This window comes from Microbulbifer weihaiensis (assembly GCF_048323715.1).
GTDB lineage: Bacteria > Pseudomonadota > Gammaproteobacteria > Pseudomonadales > Cellvibrionaceae > Microbulbifer.
The window spans coordinates 1-17574 of sequence record NZ_JBLWFL010000009.1 but is presented as its reverse complement, the minus strand read 5'-3'; the positions used below and the strand labels follow the sequence as shown (position 1 = coordinate 17574).

At 60.3% G+C, this 17574-nt stretch carries 22 protein-coding genes and 3 tRNA genes; 16 read left to right on the top strand and 9 right to left on the bottom strand.

The features are described from left to right. The first annotated feature begins 30 nt into the window (after nt 1-30). On the top strand, nt 31-657 hold the full coding sequence (locus ACNKU7_RS12285; RefSeq protein ID WP_418297281.1) for a DUF502 domain-containing protein: 627 nt from the start codon (nt 31-33) through the stop codon (nt 655-657). On the opposite strand, the gene mnmC is transcribed toward ACNKU7_RS12285, so the two are convergent. From mnmC to ACNKU7_RS12265, 4 genes are all read right to left on the bottom strand, one after another. Continuing rightward, nucleotides 654-2723: a bifunctional tRNA (5-methylaminomethyl-2-thiouridine)(34)-methyltransferase MnmC2/FAD-dependent 5-carboxymethylaminomethyl-2-thiouridine(34) oxidoreductase MnmC1 gene (mnmC, locus tag ACNKU7_RS12280; protein WP_418297280.1), complete on the bottom strand. Its 2070-nt coding sequence runs from the start codon at nt 2721-2723 to the stop codon at nt 654-656. The two genes, ACNKU7_RS12285 and mnmC, sit on opposite strands and share 4 nt — an antisense overlap. 11 nt (nt 2724-2734) lie before the next feature. After that, on the bottom strand, nt 2735-3256 hold the full coding sequence (gene fldB / locus ACNKU7_RS12275) for a flavodoxin FldB (protein WP_418297279.1): 522 nt from the start codon (nt 3254-3256) through the stop codon (nt 2735-2737). Nucleotides 3257-3289: 33 nt separating this feature from the next. Further along, entirely contained in the window at nt 3290-3757 is a 468-nt protein-coding gene (gene trmL, locus ACNKU7_RS12270) for a tRNA (uridine(34)/cytosine(34)/5-carboxymethylaminomethyluridine(34)-2'-O)-methyltransferase TrmL (protein WP_418297278.1), read from the bottom strand. A gap of 118 nt (nt 3758-3875) precedes the next feature. Next, nucleotides 3876-4406: a glycine cleavage system transcriptional repressor gene (locus tag ACNKU7_RS12265; protein WP_418297277.1), complete on the bottom strand. Its 531-nt coding sequence runs from the start codon at nt 4404-4406 to the stop codon at nt 3876-3878. A 153-nt stretch (nt 4407-4559) separates the two neighbouring features. Between ACNKU7_RS12265 and ACNKU7_RS12260 the strand changes: the two genes are divergently transcribed. The 4 genes from ACNKU7_RS12260 (at nt 4560) to ACNKU7_RS12245 (ending at nt 6785) form a co-directional block, all read left to right on the top strand. Then, nucleotides 4560-4874 (top strand): MTH1187 family thiamine-binding protein, encoded by a 315-nt coding sequence (locus tag ACNKU7_RS12260; RefSeq protein ID WP_418297276.1) that lies wholly within the window; start codon nt 4560-4562, stop codon nt 4872-4874. A 24-nt stretch (nt 4875-4898) separates the two neighbouring features. Next, nucleotides 4899-5702: a class I SAM-dependent methyltransferase gene (locus ACNKU7_RS12255; RefSeq protein ID WP_418297275.1), complete on the top strand. Its 804-nt coding sequence runs from the start codon at nt 4899-4901 to the stop codon at nt 5700-5702. A 196-nt stretch (nt 5703-5898) separates the two neighbouring features. After that, on the top strand, nt 5899-6129 hold the full coding sequence (locus ACNKU7_RS12250) for a YheU family protein (protein ID WP_418297274.1): 231 nt from the start codon (nt 5899-5901) through the stop codon (nt 6127-6129). Next, entirely contained in the window at nt 6129-6785 is a 657-nt protein-coding gene (locus ACNKU7_RS12245; protein ID WP_418297273.1) for an alpha/beta family hydrolase, read from the top strand. The genes ACNKU7_RS12250 and ACNKU7_RS12245 overlap by 1 nt, the downstream gene beginning before the upstream one ends. On the opposite strand, the gene ACNKU7_RS12240 is transcribed toward ACNKU7_RS12245, so the two are convergent. Next, nucleotides 6763-7047: an antibiotic biosynthesis monooxygenase family protein gene (locus ACNKU7_RS12240; protein ID WP_418297272.1), complete on the bottom strand. Its 285-nt coding sequence runs from the start codon at nt 7045-7047 to the stop codon at nt 6763-6765. The two genes, ACNKU7_RS12245 and ACNKU7_RS12240, sit on opposite strands and share 23 nt — an antisense overlap. 210 nt (nt 7048-7257) lie before the next feature. On the opposite strand from ACNKU7_RS12240, the gene tusA reads away from it, so the two are divergent. Beyond that, nucleotides 7258-7491: a sulfurtransferase TusA gene (gene tusA, locus ACNKU7_RS12235; RefSeq protein WP_418297271.1), complete on the top strand. Its 234-nt coding sequence runs from the start codon at nt 7258-7260 to the stop codon at nt 7489-7491. A 54-nt stretch (nt 7492-7545) separates the two neighbouring features. On the opposite strand, the gene ACNKU7_RS12230 is transcribed toward tusA, so the two are convergent. Further along, on the bottom strand, nt 7546-8232 hold the full coding sequence (locus ACNKU7_RS12230) for a hypothetical protein (RefSeq protein ID WP_418297270.1): 687 nt from the start codon (nt 8230-8232) through the stop codon (nt 7546-7548). Nucleotides 8233-8518: 286 nt separating this feature from the next. Further along, nucleotides 8519-8692, bottom strand: coding sequence for a hypothetical protein (locus ACNKU7_RS12225; protein WP_418297269.1), 174 nt, complete (start codon nt 8690-8692; stop codon nt 8519-8521). Between the two features lie 25 nt (nt 8693-8717). Between ACNKU7_RS12225 and ACNKU7_RS12220 the strand changes: the two genes are divergently transcribed. Genes ACNKU7_RS12220 through ACNKU7_RS12200 form a run of 5 tightly spaced genes read left to right on the top strand, consistent with a single transcriptional unit; the run spans nt 8718 to nt 13643 of the window. Beyond that, nucleotides 8718-9404, top strand: a complete 687-nt coding sequence (locus tag ACNKU7_RS12220) for an elongation factor P hydroxylase (RefSeq protein ID WP_418297303.1) — start codon at nt 8718-8720, stop codon at nt 9402-9404. Beyond that, nucleotides 9401-10372: a 5'-3' exonuclease gene (locus ACNKU7_RS12215; protein WP_418297268.1), complete on the top strand. Its 972-nt coding sequence runs from the start codon at nt 9401-9403 to the stop codon at nt 10370-10372. The genes ACNKU7_RS12220 and ACNKU7_RS12215 overlap by 4 nt, the downstream gene beginning before the upstream one ends. Continuing rightward, complete coding sequence (locus ACNKU7_RS12210) at nt 10369-11490, top strand: 4-phosphoerythronate dehydrogenase (protein WP_418297267.1); 1122 nt, start codon at nt 10369-10371, stop codon at nt 11488-11490. Before ACNKU7_RS12215 ends, ACNKU7_RS12210 begins: the two co-directional genes overlap by 4 nt. Then, entirely contained in the window at nt 11487-12677 is a 1191-nt protein-coding gene (locus ACNKU7_RS12205; RefSeq protein WP_418297266.1) for an ATP-NAD kinase family protein, read from the top strand. The genes ACNKU7_RS12210 and ACNKU7_RS12205 overlap by 4 nt, the downstream gene beginning before the upstream one ends. 18 nt (nt 12678-12695) lie before the next feature. Continuing rightward, nucleotides 12696-13643, top strand: a complete 948-nt coding sequence (locus ACNKU7_RS12200) for a class I SAM-dependent methyltransferase (RefSeq protein ID WP_418297265.1) — start codon at nt 12696-12698, stop codon at nt 13641-13643. 198 nt (nt 13644-13841) lie between these two features. Here the strand turns inward: ACNKU7_RS12200 and ACNKU7_RS12195 are convergent, their stop codons facing one another. Beyond that, nucleotides 13842-14240: a hypothetical protein gene (locus ACNKU7_RS12195; RefSeq protein WP_418297264.1), complete on the bottom strand. Its 399-nt coding sequence runs from the start codon at nt 14238-14240 to the stop codon at nt 13842-13844. 12 nt (nt 14241-14252) lie between these two features. Continuing rightward, nucleotides 14253-15467 carry a pyridoxal phosphate-dependent aminotransferase gene (locus tag ACNKU7_RS12190; protein WP_418297263.1) on the bottom strand — a complete coding sequence of 405 codons (1215 nt, stop codon included), beginning with the start codon at nt 15465-15467 and terminating at the stop codon, nt 14253-14255. Nucleotides 15468-15746: 279 nt separating this feature from the next. Here ACNKU7_RS12190 and msrB point away from each other — a divergent pair, with 279 nt between their 5' ends. From msrB to ACNKU7_RS12165, 5 genes are all read left to right on the top strand, one after another. Beyond that, nucleotides 15747-16154, top strand: coding sequence for a peptide-methionine (R)-S-oxide reductase MsrB (gene msrB, locus ACNKU7_RS12185; protein ID WP_418297262.1), 408 nt, complete (start codon nt 15747-15749; stop codon nt 16152-16154). 9 nt (nt 16155-16163) lie between these two features. Then, nucleotides 16164-16982 carry a DUF1499 domain-containing protein gene (locus ACNKU7_RS12180; protein WP_418297261.1) on the top strand — a complete coding sequence of 273 codons (819 nt, stop codon included), beginning with the start codon at nt 16164-16166 and terminating at the stop codon, nt 16980-16982. Nucleotides 16983-17233: 251 nt separating this feature from the next. Then, nucleotides 17234-17309: transfer RNA gene (locus ACNKU7_RS12175), tRNA-Glu, on the top strand. 2 nt (nt 17310-17311) lie between these two features. Continuing rightward, nucleotides 17312-17387 (top strand) — tRNA-Gly (locus ACNKU7_RS12170). A 109-nt stretch (nt 17388-17496) separates the two neighbouring features. Then, nucleotides 17497-17572 (top strand) — tRNA-Glu (locus ACNKU7_RS12165). Nucleotides 17573-17574: the final 2 nt, after the last annotated feature.

Here is a 17574-nt window from a genome sequence, read left to right as displayed (position 1 = left end):
GGCCCTGCAGTAATTTTTGTAGCTTTACTTATGACCCGAATAAAAGCATTTGTAACTTTAACCCTGCTCGGGGGGCTGGCGGTGGTTCTGCCCATCGCCATCTTTATCCTGCTGTTCCAGTGGCTGTTCGGCCAGATCAGCGAGCTGGTGGCTCCGGTGACCCAGTGGATGGAGGCTCATACAAACTTCAAGGATACCTTCGCCCAGTTACTGGTGATAGCGCTGATTCTGGGATTGTGTTTCCTGATCGGCCTGCTGGTAAAAACCAGTGTTGGCCGCTGGGCCCACCGCCACCTGGATTACTGGTTTGGCAAGCTGGCACCGGGCTACAACACCATCAAGGACGTGGTATTGCAGTTTATAGGTGGTGCCGGCAGCGAAGGTGTTTTGTCCGGTCCTGTTGCCCGGGCACGTATCCACGGCGCGGATAATCCGCTGTCAGTGACGGCCATTGTCACCTCGCAGCACGCGAATGGCGATTTCACTGTTTATGTGCCGACCGCGCCGGTGCCCACCTCCGGGTTTGTGTATCACCTGCCGCCGGAGTGTGTCGAGCTCCTGCCGCACGTATCCGTGGAGGCTGCGATGAAGTCCATCGTCGCCTGTGGTTCGGGCAGCGGCAACCTGCTGCTGCCGCCGGCGGAGGCTCAGGGCTAGACCGCCAGTGGCCGGTTCTTGCCCAGTGTGCGAATGGCAAAGCGCATCGGATGCAGGGCCTGAACCATGTCCAGTGATGCCGGCATCACTTCCCCGCTGATCCAGGCGGCGACCACTTCCGCCGCCAGTGGTGCGTAGGTGAACCCCCGCGACCCCAGGCCCGCCAGCACAAACAGGTTGTGCTGGTAGGGCGTGCGCTGGTCGATCAGCAGCTTGCGGTTTTTTCGCAGCCCACCGTAACTTTCCTCGAGCCTATCCCAGCGCGCCACCGGCCCGGCCATGGGCAGGTAGTCCGGCGTGGCAGCGCGCAATGCGGCACGACCGCGCAGGCGCCCGCTGGCCTCTTGAGTGGCAAACTCGCCGGCAATTTCCGGCAGGAGTCCGGCGAGCGTTTCCACGTTCTCCCGGTGCTCCTCACTGCGAACCTCGGTGGCGGTCTGTTTCAGTTTAAAGGTCGCGCCGAAACTGTGTTGCTGGCTGTGGGCCGGGGCAATATAGCCTTCGCCGCACAGCGCGATTTTGAGCGCGCGGGAATTGTCCGTGGCTGCGGCGAACGACACCTGGCCGCGAATGGGCTGCAGGGGCAGGGGCGCGGTCTGCGGGAAGCGGTGGTTGAAGTTGGCACTGCACAGGATTGCCGCATCGGCCTGCCACTGTTCGTTTGCCCCCGTGATTTGCCAGCCGTTCTCTGTGCGCTCAATAGCCGCGACGTCGGTATTGCAGTGCAGTTCGATATTGGGGTGGCTCAGCAGTGCGGCGCAGACCTGTCGCGGTTGCAGCCAGCCGGCATGGGGGAAATACAGGCCGGGAACATTCAGTTCGATACCCGCGAGTGCGGATGCCTCGCTGGCACTGACCGGGCGCGCCAGTTGTGAGGTCTCATCCAGCGCCAGGTAATCCGTAATCTGTTGCTGCAGGAGCCGTTCTTTTTCCGTTTGCGCCAACTGCAAAAGGCCGTCGAAGTGTACGGCCTGCGGGCAGCGGGACTGGTAATAGCGCTGGGCAAATTGCAGGGCGTGGAGGTTGAAATCGCCGTTGGGGCCGGCTTGCGGCGACAGTTTGGCGTACAGGATGCCCTGATCATTGCCAGAGGCGCCGCTGCCGGGGGCGTCCCCGCGCTCGAAAACCCGCACGGAAAAATTGCGCTCCGCCAGTACCCGGGCCACGGTGGCACCGGCGATACCGGCGCCGATAACGGCGATGCCCTGCGGCCTGCCGGCACTGTCTTGCGGAAGGTGCCAGGGGGTTGCGCAATGCCTGGGAGTGGCGGCCTGACTGTTGGACACGTCGGGGCGCACCAGCTGCCCGCGCAGCATTTCCCGCTTGCGCCCGAAGCCGGGCACTTTTTCCAGCTGGAAGCCCACGGCTTTCAGGCCACGCTTGACGATCCCGGCACAGGTGAACGTGGCAAATGTCGCCTGTGGTGCGCTCAGTGCCGCGATGGCCTGAAACAGCGCGTCACTCCACATTTCGGGATTCTTGGACGGGGCAAAACCATCCAGGAACCAGGCATCCACGATGGCGTCGCGTTCCGCATCATCCAGCAACAGGCTCTGGAAGCCGGCGCTGGCTTCGCCCACGACCAGGGTCAGGTGTACGCCCGGGTCAAGGGTGATCCGGTGTACGCCACCGGCCAAAAAGTGCGGGTACTGGGCCAGCAACTGTGCGCTCAGTTCAGAGAGTTCCGGCCAGAGCGCGAGGGCGCGCGCCAGATCCTCGGGGCGCAGGGGGAATTTTTCTACAGTGACAAAGTGCAGCTGTGCGCCGTCAGGGGCTTTTTCGCGCCACAGCTGCCAGGCGGCGAGAAAATTGAGCCCGGTGCCGAAGCCGGTTTCGCCGATGGTGAATCGTTGCCCTGGTTCCAGCGCCTGCCAGCGGATGGCCAGGTCATTTTGGGCAAGAAACACGTGGCGGGTTTCTTCCAGGCCGGAGGCGGTGGAGAAATAGATATCGTCGAAGGCGCTGGAGACGGGCTGGCCGTTTTCGCGCCATTCCAGCGTGGCATGCCGGGTGGGGAAGCCAGCGCCCGACTGGCCGTGCCCTTTGTCGTGGTCGTGCTCAGACATAAGTTCCGGGGTTACTTCAGGCCGAATTCGCGCATGACCTGGGCGCACCACTGGTCGAGGCGCTCGTCGGTGCGTTCGAACTCGTTTTCCTCGTCGAGGGCGAGTCCCACAAAGTGACTGCCGTCGGCGGTCAGCCCTTTGGACTCTTCAAACTGGTAGCCGTCAACCGGCCAGTAGCCCACCGCTTTCGCGCCCAGCGCCACAACCTGCGCATGCAGGTAGCCGAGGGCATCCTGGTACCACTGCGGGTAGCCTTCCTGGTCGCCGAGGCCGTACACGGCCACGGTCTTGCCGCTGAGGTCGAGCTGCGCCAGCTGATCCCAGCAGTTTTCCCAGTCTTCCTGCAGTTCACCGTAGTCCCAGGTGGGGATGCCGAGTATCAGGAAGTCATAGTCCTGCATCTGGGCAATGTCATCCTCGGCGACATTGTGCAGGTCGATCCACTCCTCGCCGAGGCGGTCGCGGATTTTCTCCGCCGCCATTTCGGTGTAGCAGGTGCTGGAGCCGTAAAAAAGTCCGATAGGTGCGCGCATAAACAGTACAGCGTTGATTCAGTCCTGGGCGTGTCAGCCCTGAGCGTTAATGTAGCCAAGCTGTCGCCAGGCCTCATAGATGACGATGGCCGCGGCATTCGACAGGTTGATGCTGCGGCTGTTGGCGCACATGGGAATGCGCAGGGTATTTTCCTCACCCGTCATGGCGAGAAATTCCGCCGGCAGGCCGCGGGTCTCCGGGCCGAACACAATGGCGTCGCCGGATTGGAAGGCAACGTCGGAGTGGGGGCGGCGGCCTTTGGTCGACAGGGCCAGAACCCGGGTGGGCTGTTCGGCGTCGACGAAGGCCTGCCAGTCCCGGTGGCGCACAACACGGCTGTACTCCGCATAATCGAGGCCGGCCCGGCGCAGGCGCTTGTCGTCCATGGCGAAGCCCAGGGGCTCGATCAGGTGCAGTTCTGCGCCAGTATTGGCGCATAGGCGAATGATGTTGCCGGTATTGGGGGCAATCTCCGGCTGGTAGAGCACAATTTTGAACATCGTCGGATATCAGTTGCGTATCGCGACCCCGGGTATCTGGGGGGCGCGCAGGTATCATTTGCCCGCAGGGCGGATCTTGGCGCGCCCCGGCGTGGGCCAGGGCGCAAATGGCGGGGGATTATAGCGCGGAGGCGGTCTCTTCGCAGTCGATCTCTACACCGAGCTCATCGGCGATTTCGTCCAGCTCATCGTGCAGGCCGTCAATGCTGACGTCCTCGGCCACGCTGATGGTGCACTCGGCGGTGAACAACGGCTCGCCGCTCCACGGCGTGCTGCTGTAGCGGGTGTCGAGGCTTTCCATGTTGATCCTGCGCGCTGCCAGGGCTCGGGATATCTCGCGCACAATGCCCGGGCGATCGCTACCTACCAGTTTCAGGTAGAGCGTCTGGCGGCTGTCTGCCGCTACCGCAAGGGCATCCTCAATCTGCAGTTTGAAGTCCGGGCCAGCGAGATTCTGCAAGGCTTCCTTGAGGCGCTCGCTGCCCTCTGCTGCCACGCTTACACGCAGGATACCGGCGAACTTGCCGGCAAAATGGGCCATGCGGCTGTCTTCCCAGTTGCCGCCGTTCTCAGCCACGGCGGCGGAGAGCATTTCAACCACACCTGGCTTGTCGTCGCTAATAATGGAGATGACGAAGTGTTGCTGCATTGGACTTCCTTTTGGGCTCTGCTGATACACTGAGCTGAATTGTAGCCAGTGTGGTGGCGCAGGAGCAAAGACCTTTGGGAAGTTCTTTAAACTGGCCCGCGCAGCACGGTGGTTAACCGCATTCTGACAGGGCAAACCAGGGAGGCCTAAGCCATGACGGAAATGAACGTGCATGCGGATCTGTGCGTGATCCCGCTGGGGGTGGGGGTGTCAGTATCCCGCTATGTGGCTGAATGCCAGAGGGTGCTGCAGGAAGCCGGGCTCAAGCATCAGATGCATGCCTATGGCACCAATATCGAGGGCGAGTGGGATGCGGTGATGGCGGCAATCAAGCGCTGCCACGAGTGCGTGCACGGGCTGGGTGCACCGCGGATCAGTACCAGCCTGAGGCTGGGAACCAGAACAGATCGGCAACAGTCTTTACAAGACAAGGTCAGCAGTGTTGAATCACTGGTGAATGGAAAATAGACAGCTAACAACTAAGGAGATTCCATGAGACTTGTTCATTGGCTGGCCGGTATGGCCTGCGCCGTGTCTCTGTCGGGTGTCGTTCAGGCGGAGGATCTGCAAAAGGCGATCGCAGCCGAACATCGAGATCCTGCAAATGTTGCACGGGATGTATATCGCAATCCGGAGGAAACGCTCACTTTCTTCCAGGTGAAGCCGGAAATGACCGTTGTTGAAATTTGGCCGGGCGGTGGCTGGTACAGTGAAATCCTTGCGCCGCTGATGCATGGCAAGGGTACCTACTATGCGGCGCATTTCGACAAGACGGCACCGGGTTACTTCAAGAAGTCCCGCGAGAATTTTGAGAAAAAAATCAAAGACAAGGACAGCGTATACAGCGATGTTGTCCTGACTGAATTTATTCCAGGCGGTGACGCCGAGATCGCACCGGCGGGTTCCGCCGATGCCGTGCTGACTTTCCGCAACGTGCACAACTGGATGAACCAGGGCAAGGAAGCGGCAGCGTTCAAGGCCTTTTACGATGCTCTGAAGCCGGGTGGTGTCCTCGGCGTGGTTGAACACCGCGCGAAGCCGGGTACCAGCCGTGAAAACATGATCAAGAGCGGGTACGTTACCCAGGACTACGTGGTTGAACTGGCAGAGAAAGCCGGTTTCACCCTCGAAGAAGCCAGCGAGATCAATGCGAATCCGAAGGATACCGCCGATCATCCGAAAGGTGTCTGGACCCTGCCTCCGTCGCTGCGTCTCGGTGATCAGGACAAAGACAAGTATCTGGCCATCGGTGAAAGCGATCGCATGACCCTGCGTTTCCGCAAGCCAAAAGCCTGATATCTTCACGCGGTGAACGTTAAAATGCCCCGGAACTTCCGGGGCATTTTATTTTGTGGGTGCGATAGGAAGGGTGGCACCAGAAAGCTGCGACCGGTTTATCCATCAATAGCACTGCTTGGTAACACCCATATCGGAAAATATCGCCGTCGAGCTGTGCGTGTTTAAACGAAAAGTATGTGAGTCAGAACAATCCATGATCATTCCCCATCGACAACTGGATCCTGAAACCCTGCAAAACCTCCTTGAGGAATATGCCACCCGCGATGGCACCGATTACGGTGAGCGGGAGGTAAGCCTGGAGGACAAGGTGGCCAGCCTGCGCCGGCAGCTGGAGAGCAAGCACATTGTGATCTGGTTCGAGCCCGGCGAGGAGTCGGTCAACCTGGTACTGGCGGAAGACCTGCCGAAAGATGGGGAATATTGATGGGTGAACCTGCAGCATGGCTGGTCAACCGGCCGGAGCGCGACAGCGGGTGCTGGTTCCTGTTTGCCCATGGCGCCGGTGCGCCAATGGACAGCGAGTTCATGCAGGTACTGGCTGAGAAACTGGCTGCGCAGGGCGTTGGTGTCGTGCGTTTCGAGTTCCCTTACATGGCTGAGCGCCGCGCTACTGGCGGGCGCCGCCCGCCCAACAAGATGGGTGTATTACTGGCGGCGTTCCAGGCGCAAATCGACCGGGTTTGCAGTGAGCTGCAACCCCGCGCTTTGTTTATTGGTGGCAAGTCCATGGGCGGGCGTGTCGCCAGTATGCTGGCGGAGGAAAACTTCACGCACGGCAGGATCGCCGGCGCCGTGTGTCTCGGGTATCCCTTTCACCCGCAAGGTAAACCGGAAAAGCTGCGCACCGAACACCTTGTCGGTTTAACCTGTCCGACGCTGGTGGTTCAGGGTACCCGCGATGCGCTGGGCAACCGGGAAGAGGTGGATGGTTATCCGCTGTCGCCGGCCATTGAGTGTTGCTGGCTGGACGATGGCGACCACGACTTCAAGCCGCGCCGTGCCAGTGGTTTCACACAATCACAACACTGGCAGTCTGCGGCGGAAAGGGCTGTTGCCTTTATGCGAGCTCAAGAATCGTAATGTGCTCTTCGTGCGTCAGCATCGGTGTGAGCTGGGCCATCTGCTCGCGGCGTTCGTTGCTGTGGTACCACTGCTGCCAGTCCTGTACCGTACGCCACTTTGACAGGGTAAACCGGCGCAGGGGGTTACCCATTTCCGTATAGGTGTGGCCTTCCACAAAGCCTGCCGTGCGGTAGGCGTTATTCAATAGGCCGCGCGCGGTTTCTTCGTAGGTGGATTCGAGGTCTTTGGCAATTTCTCGTTCGATCAAAACGTAAATCATCGCGCTGTGGTTACCTGTCGGGCTGAGGGGAATGCGGGACAGTATTTGTGACCTTATTGTTTTTGCAGCTTCCCTGCTGCCAGTTTAGTCTTTCCTGACGCCTTGGCGTTGGCGCGGGCGCGCCTTGACCTGACCGCCCGGTTGCGATCGCAGTCTGGAGAGGCGGTATTTACAGGTGACCTGGCTTTACAAATCCCTGACAATACGCGCATGAAATCACAACATACCCTCGATGCCCGCGGCCTGCTGTGCCCGGAACCCGTCATGATGCTTCACGCTGCCGTGCGCAAGGTCGCCACCGGTGAGGTATTGCAAATGTTGGCCACGGATCCTTCAACCCAGCGGGATGTGCCCAAGTTTTGCCAGTTTCTCGGCTACGAGCTGGTGAAGCATGCGGAAGAGAACGATGAATTCATTTACTGGATCAAGAAGGCCGAAGGCTGAAATGACAAGGGCGACCACTGGTCGCCCTTGTTTCATTTGGGTGGCGATGGTTTGTTAAGGGGACGTGACAAGTGCCGCGATCGCAGCCAGGGCCTCCGGATCCTCGGATTTGATCTTGTTGGCAATGTGGTGTTGGAAGAAGTAGCGGAAACACTCGGCTTCCTGCGCCGCGTAGAGACAGTCATCTCCCGGCAGCACCGGCGTGGTTTCCACACTGTTGTGATCGATTAACATGCCGTGAATCTCACCGCTGGCAAACAGTCGCCAGCTCACGACTTCAGTCAGGGTCAGGTTTTCCCTGTCGACGTCCATAAATACCGCATGGGTGCCGATGGTATCGGGAATTTCCTGTACCACTTCATCTGCCTGATTGCTCTCGTATTCGAAGTATTCCGCCGCAGTCTCCAGCTCGACGATTTTATGGATGGGGGGTTGGTGGAAAATTTCCTCAATGCCCGGGTCATAGTAGCCTTCAAACCTTCCATCCAGCGGATCCTGGATATCTGGGCAGGCGACTATGGAATTCAACCAGGGAACCAGTCCGACCACCTCGCCGTTGGCGCGGAGGCCCCAGCAAAGGATTTTCAGGCTGTAGAGGTCATTGCCACTGGAGTTGTTGGAGTAGAGCATTTCCAAGCCATCCAGCTCCGGAGACAGGCGTATAAAACGCAGGTTCTCTGAAGTCTCGATTGGCTTGCCGGTGAAGAGGTCAACCACGTTGCTGGTTTTGTGGTCGGTCATAGCGCACCTCCTTGCAGGGCCGGTAGTTGGGCGGGAAGGTCTTGTACTACTTATACGGTGCAACCGGTGCTGGGACACGCGGCGACAGCCGGGCTGGCGATCGCCTGGATCCTGACTCCGGGAGCGCGTTTTTGCCCTCCCTGGGAAGCCGGTACCACAACCGAAAACAACCTCTGAAATACCACCTCAGACGGCAGCAGGTTTCCGGTATCCCTGAGTTCAAAGGTATATTCTGATCCGCCTAAATACAACCGGCGGACGTGCGTTCTTGAGCGAATTTGCCTCCTTAGTGGTGGTTATCAGCGGTAAACCGGCGCTGACTTCGCAGGCAGTGCCACATGTCCCAAGGTGTATGGCCCTTGAACACCTGACGGTCGCTGCTATAGTCCGCGCCATTCTTGAACCCGGTTGCCGGGCCGGCCAGCAGGCCGAATGCGCGGCAGTAACCGATGTAGGCCAATTTAGCGGAGCACCCGTTGTCCCAGATGCCCCAGAATGTCAGCCCCCTGCCCACGCTCGGTGGTTTCGAGCCGCACACAGATCGGATACCTGATCGGGTATCTAATGGGGAGCAAGTTCCATACCAGCTTCGACATCCAGCCGGGCAAATAGTGCCGGCGGACGACGGGGCAGTGGCGGAGCGGATCGTCGGTATTTTCAATGGGTGTTTCGCCGCCGAAGACGGGCTGAATACACGCCTCAGGGGCGGTTTTGATGAACCCTACTACCGGCCGGCGGAAGCTGGCGGCAATACCTACCATCAGGTGGAGTTTACCCGGGACTACCCGGCCAGCGCCCTGCATGAGGTGGCCCACTGGTGCGTGGCCGGGAGCGCGCGGCGGTTAATGCCGGACTACGGCTACTGGTATGCCCCGGATGGGCGAACCGAGGCGCAGCAGGCACAGTTCGAGCTGGTGGAAGTCAAACCGCAGGCGCTGGAATGGATTTTTGCCCGCGCCTGCGGCCTGCCGTTCCGGGTCAGTGCCGACAACCTCGATGCGGGGCTCGGCCCCAGTGATTCCTTCAAGCGAAACATCTGGCTTCAGGTTCAGCGCTATTGTGGGGGTGGGGTGAACGCCCGGGCGGAGCGGTTCGCGCTGGCTTTGGCCGCGGCGTTCGGCCAGGCAAACCCGCTGCGGGCGGAGCAATACCAGCTGGAGGCTCTGGGGTGAGTAACGGTATGGCGGCCGCAAATGGCCCCGGCGCAGAGGCCTGTCTTGTTGATGCCTCTGTATACATCTTCCGCTACTACTTTGCGTTGCCGCCAAACTGGGAGAGCCGCGCCGGCTACAGCACCGAAGCGGTGTACGGTTTTACCAACTTCCTGCTGGATCTGCTGGCCCGTCGCCCCACCTATATGGCCTGCGCTTTTGACGAATCCCTCGGCAGCTGTTTTCGCAATGAGATCTATGCGGACTATAAATGCAGCCGGGCATTGCCGGATGAAGCCCTGGCGTTCCAGCTGGCGGCGTGCCGGGAAATGGCAGAAGCCCTCGGCATCGCCAGTTTTGCCAGTGAGCGGTTCGAGGCAGACGATATCCTTGCTTCCCTGACGCGGATCTGCTGCGAAAGCGGGCAGAGCATCCGCCCGGTGATCGTGACCCGGGACAAGGATCTTGGTCAGTTACTGGACGCCGGCGCACACAGCCTGTGGGACTTTGCCGCAGATCAGTACCTGGACCGCAGCGCGATCGAGGGCAAGTTTGGTGTGCGCCCGCGGCAGATCGCCGATTACCTCGCGCTCGTCGGCGACAGCATCGATGATATTCCCGGCGTGCCCGGCATCGGGGCCAAGACAGCGGCGCGCCTGCTGGCGGAGTTCGACACGGTGGAGGACCTGCTCGCCGGCGTGGAGCGGGTGCCGGCGCTCGGGTTGCGCGGTGGGGCAGGTATTGCCCGCAAGCTCGAGGCCCATGCCGACCAGATCCGCATGGCGCTGAAGCTTGCCCAGCTCCACGACCGGGTACCGCTGGACGTTGCCGCGGCAGACCTGGCACCAGGCCCGGCCGACCCGGAATTTGCCATTGCGCTGGCGGACGAGCTCGGTTTTGGCCGGCTGGGTGGGAAGATTCGCCGCGTATTGGCGCAACCTGATTTTTGCCCGGGCACGGAGACTGGCCCGGTAACGGAGACCGTATGAGCGAACGGAAATTTCACATAGTCGCCGATGAAAACATCCCGGGGCTGGACGCCTGGTTCGGGGACCTGGGAGATATTGTGCGGGTGCCAGGCCGGGGGATGACCCGGGAACAACTGGCGCAGGCGGATATCCTTTTGGTCCGCTCCGTCACCGAGGTCAATGCGGCGCTGCTGGAGAATACCCCGGTGCGCTTTGTGGGGAGCTGCACCATAGGCATTGACCATCTGGATACCGGCTGGCTGGAGCAACAGGGTGTAGCCTGGAGCGCGGCGCCGGGCTGCAACGCCAACTCGGTGGTGGAATACGTATTCTGCGCGCTGGCAGCGCTGAACGTGGATTGGCGGCAGCGGCGCTTCGGTATCGTCGGGTGTGGCAATGTAGGCGGGCTGTTGCAGCGGCGCCTGCACCAGCTGGCCATCCCGGTTGAGGTTTACGACCCGTGGCTGCCGGACAACCCGGATGCCACTGGCCTCGCTACGGTTCTGCAGCAGGAAGTGGTCTGCCTGCACGCGCCGCTGGTGAAGGACGGCCCGTATCCCTCGTTCCATATGCTCGGTGAGCAGGAGCTGCTGCAACTGATACCGGGTGCGGTGCTCATCAGTGCCGGCCGGGGTGCGGTTATCGACAATGCCGCGCTGGGGCGGGTAATGGCCCAGCGACCCGACATCACCGTGGTACTGGATGTCTGGGAAAATGAGCCGGATATCGATGTCGCCCTGCTACCGCAAGTGGCGTTAGGCAGCCCTCACATCGCCGGCTACAGTCACGATGGCAAGCTCGCAGGCACCCGCATGATTCGCGACGCGCTCGATGCCGCATTGAGTCTTCCCGCAGGGCAGGGCCCCGGGCATGGGGCAGCCGGGGGCGACCAGCGCGCCCTGGGTACGGCCGAATCTGGCTTCGCGGCCATGCGGGACCTGTTGCTGCAGATGTATGACCCGCGTGACGACGACCAGCGCCTGCGCGGTGCCGCCAAGCAGTCCGCGCGGATGGCGGAGTCTTTCGACCTGCTGCGCAAGCACTACCCGAAGCGTCTCGAATTTTCCCACTTCCGTCTTGAAGCGACACAGCTCGACGGGGACATTCGCGAGCAACTGACAATTCTGGGGCTCAAGTGAAACTGAAAAAACTCGGACTGGTGATCAACCCGTGGGCCGGCATCGGCGGACCTGCGGGGCTCAAGGGCAGTGATGGAGCCGACACCGTGGAGCGTGCGCTGGCTGCGGGGATCAGCCCCCAGTCGCACAAGCGCGCGGCCATCGCACTGGGTGCGCTGCAGCCTTTTGCAGACCAGCTGGAAATAGTGACCTTTGCCGGCGACATGGGTGAAACCACCGCGAACGAGCTGGGTTTTCGCGTGTCCGTCGTCGGCTCGGCAGCCGGCGCGCGATCCACGCCGGATGATACCGAAGCGGCGGCGCAGGCGATTCGCGCCGCCGGTGCAGATCTCATCGTGTTTGTGGGTGGTGACGGCACCGCGCGCAACATGGTCAACGCCCTCGGCGACAGCTGCCCGGTACTGGGCATTCCCGCCGGGGTCAAAATGCACTCTGCGTGTTTTGCGATTTCCCCGCGCGCTGGCGGTGAGGTTCTGCGACGCCTGATGGCGGGGGAACTGGTGGATCTGCACACGCGGGAAGTGCGCGATATTGACGAGAAGTCCTTCCGCGAGGGACGCGTGAGCACCCGTTATTACGGTGAGCTGCTGGTACCGGAAGAGGGGCATTTTCTGCAGGCGGTGAAAAATGCCGGCCGTGAGGTTGAGGAGCTGGCGGTGGCGGATATCGCGGCTCAGGTACAGGAAGAAATGCAGGCACTGGATCCGGAGACGCTGTACATCTTCGGCCCCGGCTCCACCACGCTGGCCGCACTCAATGAACTGGGTGAACACGGAACCCTGCTCGGTGTGGACCTGTGGAAAGACGGCGAGCTGATTGGCGTCGACGTCAATACTCTGCAGATTCAGGACGCCATCTCCAGCCATCGGGCCGCCGATGCCGGATGTCCGGTAAAAATCATTCTGACGGCGATCGGTGGCCAGGGGCACCTGATCGGCCGCGGCAACCAGCAGTTGAGCCCGCCGGTGCTCAAGGCCGTGGGGCGCGACAATCTGATCGTGGTGGCGACCAAGACCAAAATTACCGAACTGGGTGGGCGGCCGTTGCTGATCGACAGTGGTGAGCCGGAACTGGATGAGGCCTGGAGTGGCTTTATCCGGGTGGTCACCGGCTATCGCGACGAAATTCTTTACCCCCTGTCCAACGGCGCGGACGCGCCGGAAGCCCAATCGACACCGAATCCATAAACGAGAGCGAGATATCAATTGAACTGGGATCCCCTGCTGCAGGTAGTGCGCGGCAAACTCGAAGAGAGCCGGGAAAGTGAATTTCCTGAAGACAGTCGCCGCCTGTTTCACGGCCGCGGCCACTGCTATCCCGGTTTTGACCGTATCTGTATCGATAGCTATTTTCCCGCAGTACTGGTCACCCTGTTTGAAGCCTGCGATGACGAGGCCGGGCTGGTTGCCGGGCTCTGGGCGCTAGTCGCAGAGCATGGCTCTTCCGGGCTTGCGGTGCAGCGGCGTTACCTGCGCGGCGCGCCGGTGGAGTGGGAAGCGGGCGAGGCCGTGCCGGAGCCCGTGGCGCAGCGCGGCGCACTGAAATTTCCGCTGACCTTCGCGCGACAGAATGTGGGCTTCTTCCTCGATATCGAACCGGGCCGCCGCTGGCTGGAGCAGCAGGTGCGGGAAAAGGTGGGCAAGGTCGAAACGCTCAAACTGTTGAACCTGTTTTCGTTTACCTGCGCATTTTCCGTGGTGGCAAGGGCGGCGGGGGAGCTTGAGGTTCTTAACATCGACTTGAACAAGGGTGTGCTGAAGCGCGGGCAAATCAACCATCAGTACAACCAGTTGTCCACCAAGGGTATCCGCTTTCAGGCAAGGGACGCTCTGAGAGATTTCAAACGCTATGATCGCAGTGGCCCATTCCAGCTCGCTGTAATTGATCCACCGACTCGGCAAAAAGGCGCGTTCGACGTGGAGCTGAACTACGCGAAGCTGCTGGAGATATTGCCGGCCTGTCTGGCGGACGAGGCGGATCTGTTGTTTGTGCTGAATTCACCGGCGCACAGTGAAGCGTATTTCCGCGAGCTGGTCGCCGATGCGAATCCGGGCTATTCAGTGGTCGAGCGCCTGCCGCAGAACCCGGATTTCCCCGACAGGGATCCGGATGCGGCATTGAAGATGTTGCACGTGAAATATACGCGTGGATAAAAAGTGGGGTCGAGCGCGGTGGCGGCAAAGCACTGGGTATTCGTTTTCAAAACCGCTGTGAATACATCCCTGTAAGCTGCGTCGGCGCCGTCCATGGCGCCGACGCTTTTGAAAACGAATACCCAGCACTTTGCCTTCAGTTCGAGTTCCGTGCTTTGTTGCTTGATCGTCGGAAAGGCGTGAGTGTTAAAGTGGGCTTTACAGGCTGCCCAGCTTCCCCATCAAATCCACCATCAACGCTTCCAGCTGTGGCGACGAGCCATGGCGTACCGCCTCATCCAGTTTCTGGGCATTGCTCACACCATCTTCGCCACGGGTCACCAGCAGTAGAAAGCTGCGGTGGGACAGCGTGGCTTCCTCGACCGCTTCCTGGCGCACCAGTTGGGTGAAATTGATATAGCCACACTCCTTCAGCCAGGTCATGGCGCCCAGGCAGGCGAGGTGACGGTGGGAGTGCAGGCCGAACTCATCCGGTGTGTCCGGGCCGGATATATCTTCCACGTAAATGGTGGCGGGGGCGGGAAACTGCTGGAACAGTGCCAGCAGTATGCGCCCCGCATCGCGGTAGAAATCGTGAATGTGCAGATCATCCAGCATGGTTTGCTCGCATTACCTCGCGTAGCGTTGCAGGAAATTGCCCAGGCGCGATATGGCGTGGGTCAGGTCGTCCGCGCGCGGCAGGGAAACGATGCGCAGGTGATCCGGCGCATCCCAGTGGAAGGCGCTGCCCTGAACCACCAGGATTTTTTCCTGACGCAGGAACTCGAGCACAAAGTTTTCATCGTTCTCGATGTTGTAGTGCTTCAGGTCAATGCGCGGGAACAGGTAGATTGCGCCCTGCGGCTTCACACAGCTCACGCCGGGAATATCGTTCAGCAACTGGTAGGCGATATCGCGCTGTTCGCGCAGGCGGCCGCCGGGCAATACCAGGTCCTTGATGCTCTGGTACCCGCCCAGTGCCGTTTGCACGGCGAACATGGCCGGCACATTGCCGCACAGGCGCATGGATGACAGGATATCCATGCCCTCCAGGAAGCCGCGCGCGCGGTGCTTGGCTCCACTCACCACCATCCAGCCGGAACGGAAGCCCGCAAGCCGGTAGGATTTGGACAGCCCGTTAAAACTCAGGCACAGCACATCGTGGGCGAGGCTGCCCATGGGAATGAACTCTGCATCGTCGTAGAGAATCTTGCTGTAGATCTCGTCGGCGAAAATCACCAGGTTGTGCTGGCGCGCCACCTCAACGATCTGTTCCAGCAGGTCTTTCGGGTACACCGCACCGGTGGGGTTGTTCGGGTTGATCACCACGATGCCACGGGTGCGCGCAGTGATTTTTGATTTGATGTCGTCGATATCCGGCAGCCAGCCCGACTGTTCGTCGCAGCGGTAGAGCACCGGCTTGGCACCGGTGAGGTTGGTGGCGGCCATCCACAGTGGGTAGTTCGGCATCGGCAACAGCATTTCATCGCCGTTGTTCAGCAGCGCCTGGGTAGACATGGAGATCAGTTCGGAAACACCGTTGCCCAGGTAAATATCATCAATGTCGACGCCGGGTACGCCCAGGGTCTGGCACTCCTGCATGATCGCCTTGCGTGCGGCAAACAGGCCCTTGGACTCCACATAGCCCTGAGCCTGGGACAGGTTGTAGATCACATCCTGCAGGATCTCGTCCGGCGCGTTGAAGCCAAACGGCGCCGGGTTGCCGATATTCAGCTTCATGATCCGGTGGCCTTCTTCTTCCAGGCGTGTGGCCTGCTCCATGACCGGGCCGCGAATCTCGTAACAGACGCCGTGGAGTTTTTCCGACTTGTGAATATCCTTCATTGCTGCTTTCTTCGTACTCGAGCCGTTTTCTCGGCTTACTATGGGCAAATTCTTCTCACTGTCGCTCGGCTTTTAGTAGGCTTTGCTGTCAGCGGTTGGTTTCGGTTGCAGCGGGGCTCGGTTGATCTTGAACAGAGCCGGCTGTAGTGACCGTGGGCTAACATCCGGTTAGCTGAAGTATTTGGCACCCGGGATACAAAAAGGTGCTGCCGCTAAGCGTTGGGCCGGGCAGGATAATGCCGCTGGATACTGACTTATAAGGCGAAAAGGAGCCACAGTATGGCAAAAGAAAAAGACGATAACTACTGGCGTGAGCGCCTGACTCCGGAAGAATTTCACGTTTGTCGCGAGGCGGGGACTGAGCGTCCATTTAGCGGGGAATACTGGGATACGTTTGACGATGGCAGCTATCGCTGTCGCTGTTGCGGTGAGGTGCTGTTTCGTTCGGAAGCGAAATTTGAATCCGGCTGTGGCTGGCCGAGCTTTGATGCGCAAGCCGCACCGGGCGTGATTGAAGAGCAGTTCGATGACAGCTTCGGTATGCGCCGCACTGAAATCCTCTGCGCCAATTGTGGCTGCCACCTCGGGCATGTATTCCCGGATGGGCCGACCCAGACCGGACTGCGCTATTGTGTTAATTCACTGTCTGTGAAATTGGATCCGGACGAGAAGGAGCGCGGAGGCTAACAGCCTGTCATGAAAGGGACGGTCGATCACATGGAAGCCCGTATCGGGCGGTCGCGTCGCCACTGGAGCCGCTGGCTATACCGGATCCAGTGGACATTGCTGGGGGCGATGTTCCTGGGGGCGGCGCTGCTGCGGGTTGGGTGGTTGAGTTATCCGCGTGCCTTCAACCTGTTGATGGTGGCTGGCCTTGCCGCGCTGGTCGTGGCCCTGTTGTCCATGCTGGTGTTTATGTGGGGTCTGGTAAAAGGGCACCCGGAGGCGCGTGCGGCGGCGCTCTGGGCCGCGGTACTCGGGCTGGCGCCGGTGGCGGTACCGCTATTGACCGTGGGCAGGGCGAACTTCGATGTGCCGCCTATTCACGACATTACGACCGACCTGGACAATCCGCCCCGGTTTGAGGCCGTGCTGTCGCTGCGCAAACCCGGCGACAGCAGCGCCGACTACGGCGGCGAGCCCGTTGCGCAACTACAGCGCAACGCCGCGGTCTATAGCGATATCAGGCCAATACTGGTGCCGCTGCCGGTCGCGCAGGCTACGGCGCTTGCGGAGCAGGTTGGCAGAGATCTGGGCTGGCGGGTGATTGCCAGCGTTCCCGCGCGGGGGCGGCTGGAAGCGGTGGCCCGGACCCCGCTGCTGGGGCTGTCTGAGGACATCGTTGTGCGAATTGAGCCCGCCGAAGGCGAAAATGCCAGTAAAGCCAATGAGAAAGTATCGAAGGTCGATGTTCGTTCGGCGTCGCGGGTTGGAATCAGCGACCTCGGAAGCAATGCGAAGCGCATCCGCCGGTTCCTGAACGAGATGCGAAGGCGCAGCGGTTCCCCTGAATAGTGAGTCAGCGGGGGTTTGGCGGGGCAATATCCGCTGTGAAATTGCAGCTGTCGTGATCAAGTTGGTCGCTGTTCGGCAGGTTTGGTTAAATTTCGGTAAGTGCCTGAACATAAAAGAAAAAAATCCAAGAAAAGTTGTTATCGGGGTGTTGACAGCCCCGGGGGGTGTCCATAGAATGCGCCCCACTTCTGACGCGAAGCATAACTAACTCCCCACAGGGAAGCGGTTGAGCAAAGTCAGGAGGATTCTGGGTCCCCATCGTCTAGAGGCCTAGGACACCGCCCTTTCACGGCGGTAACAGGGGTTCGACTCCCCTTGGGGATGCCACTGCGGGAATAGCTCAGTTGGTAGAGCGCAACCTTGCCAAGGTTGAGGTCGCCGGTTCGAACCCGGTTTCCCGCTCCAATTTTCCGCCCACCGGCATTAGCGGGTGAGCAGGCAGGTTGGGAAATGGCTGAAGAGTTGTTTTCCGGTTTGCCAAACTTCAATCTCTTTGAGATTGATTATGTCCTGTGTCCCCATCGTCTAGAGGCCTAGGACACCGCCCTTTCACGGCGGTAACAGGGGTTCGACTCCCCTTGGGGATGCCATT

Coding starts and splice junctions, on each gene's coding strand:
- ACNKU7_RS12285 (WP_418297281.1), top strand. CDS start 31: ATGACCCGAATAAAAGCATTTGTAACTTTAACCCTGCTCGGGGGGCTG.
- mnmC (WP_418297280.1), bottom strand. CDS start 2,723: ATGTCTGAGCACGACCACGACAAAGGGCACGGCCAGTCGGGCGCTGGC.
- fldB (WP_418297279.1), bottom strand. CDS start 3,256: ATGCGCGCACCTATCGGACTTTTTTACGGCTCCAGCACCTGCTACACC.
- trmL (WP_418297278.1), bottom strand. CDS start 3,757: ATGTTCAAAATTGTGCTCTACCAGCCGGAGATTGCCCCCAATACCGGC.
- ACNKU7_RS12265 (WP_418297277.1), bottom strand. CDS start 4,406: ATGCAGCAACACTTCGTCATCTCCATTATTAGCGACGACAAGCCAGGT.
- ACNKU7_RS12260 (WP_418297276.1), top strand. CDS start 4,560: ATGACGGAAATGAACGTGCATGCGGATCTGTGCGTGATCCCGCTGGGG.
- ACNKU7_RS12255 (WP_418297275.1), top strand. CDS start 4,899: ATGAGACTTGTTCATTGGCTGGCCGGTATGGCCTGCGCCGTGTCTCTG.
- ACNKU7_RS12250 (WP_418297274.1), top strand. CDS start 5,899: ATGATCATTCCCCATCGACAACTGGATCCTGAAACCCTGCAAAACCTC.
- ACNKU7_RS12245 (WP_418297273.1), top strand. CDS start 6,129: ATGGGTGAACCTGCAGCATGGCTGGTCAACCGGCCGGAGCGCGACAGC.
- ACNKU7_RS12240 (WP_418297272.1), bottom strand. CDS start 7,047: ATGATTTACGTTTTGATCGAACGAGAAATTGCCAAAGACCTCGAATCC.
- tusA (WP_418297271.1), top strand. CDS start 7,258: ATGAAATCACAACATACCCTCGATGCCCGCGGCCTGCTGTGCCCGGAA.
- ACNKU7_RS12230 (WP_418297270.1), bottom strand. CDS start 8,232: ATGACCGACCACAAAACCAGCAACGTGGTTGACCTCTTCACCGGCAAG.
- ACNKU7_RS12220 (WP_418297303.1), top strand. CDS start 8,718: ATGCCCCAGAATGTCAGCCCCCTGCCCACGCTCGGTGGTTTCGAGCCG.
- ACNKU7_RS12210 (WP_418297267.1), top strand. CDS start 10,369: ATGAGCGAACGGAAATTTCACATAGTCGCCGATGAAAACATCCCGGGG.
- ACNKU7_RS12195 (WP_418297264.1), bottom strand. CDS start 14,240: ATGCTGGATGATCTGCACATTCACGATTTCTACCGCGATGCGGGGCGC.
- ACNKU7_RS12190 (WP_418297263.1), bottom strand. CDS start 15,467: ATGAAGGATATTCACAAGTCGGAAAAACTCCACGGCGTCTGTTACGAG.
- msrB (WP_418297262.1), top strand. CDS start 15,747: ATGGCAAAAGAAAAAGACGATAACTACTGGCGTGAGCGCCTGACTCCG.
- ACNKU7_RS12180 (WP_418297261.1), top strand. CDS start 16,164: ATGAAAGGGACGGTCGATCACATGGAAGCCCGTATCGGGCGGTCGCGT.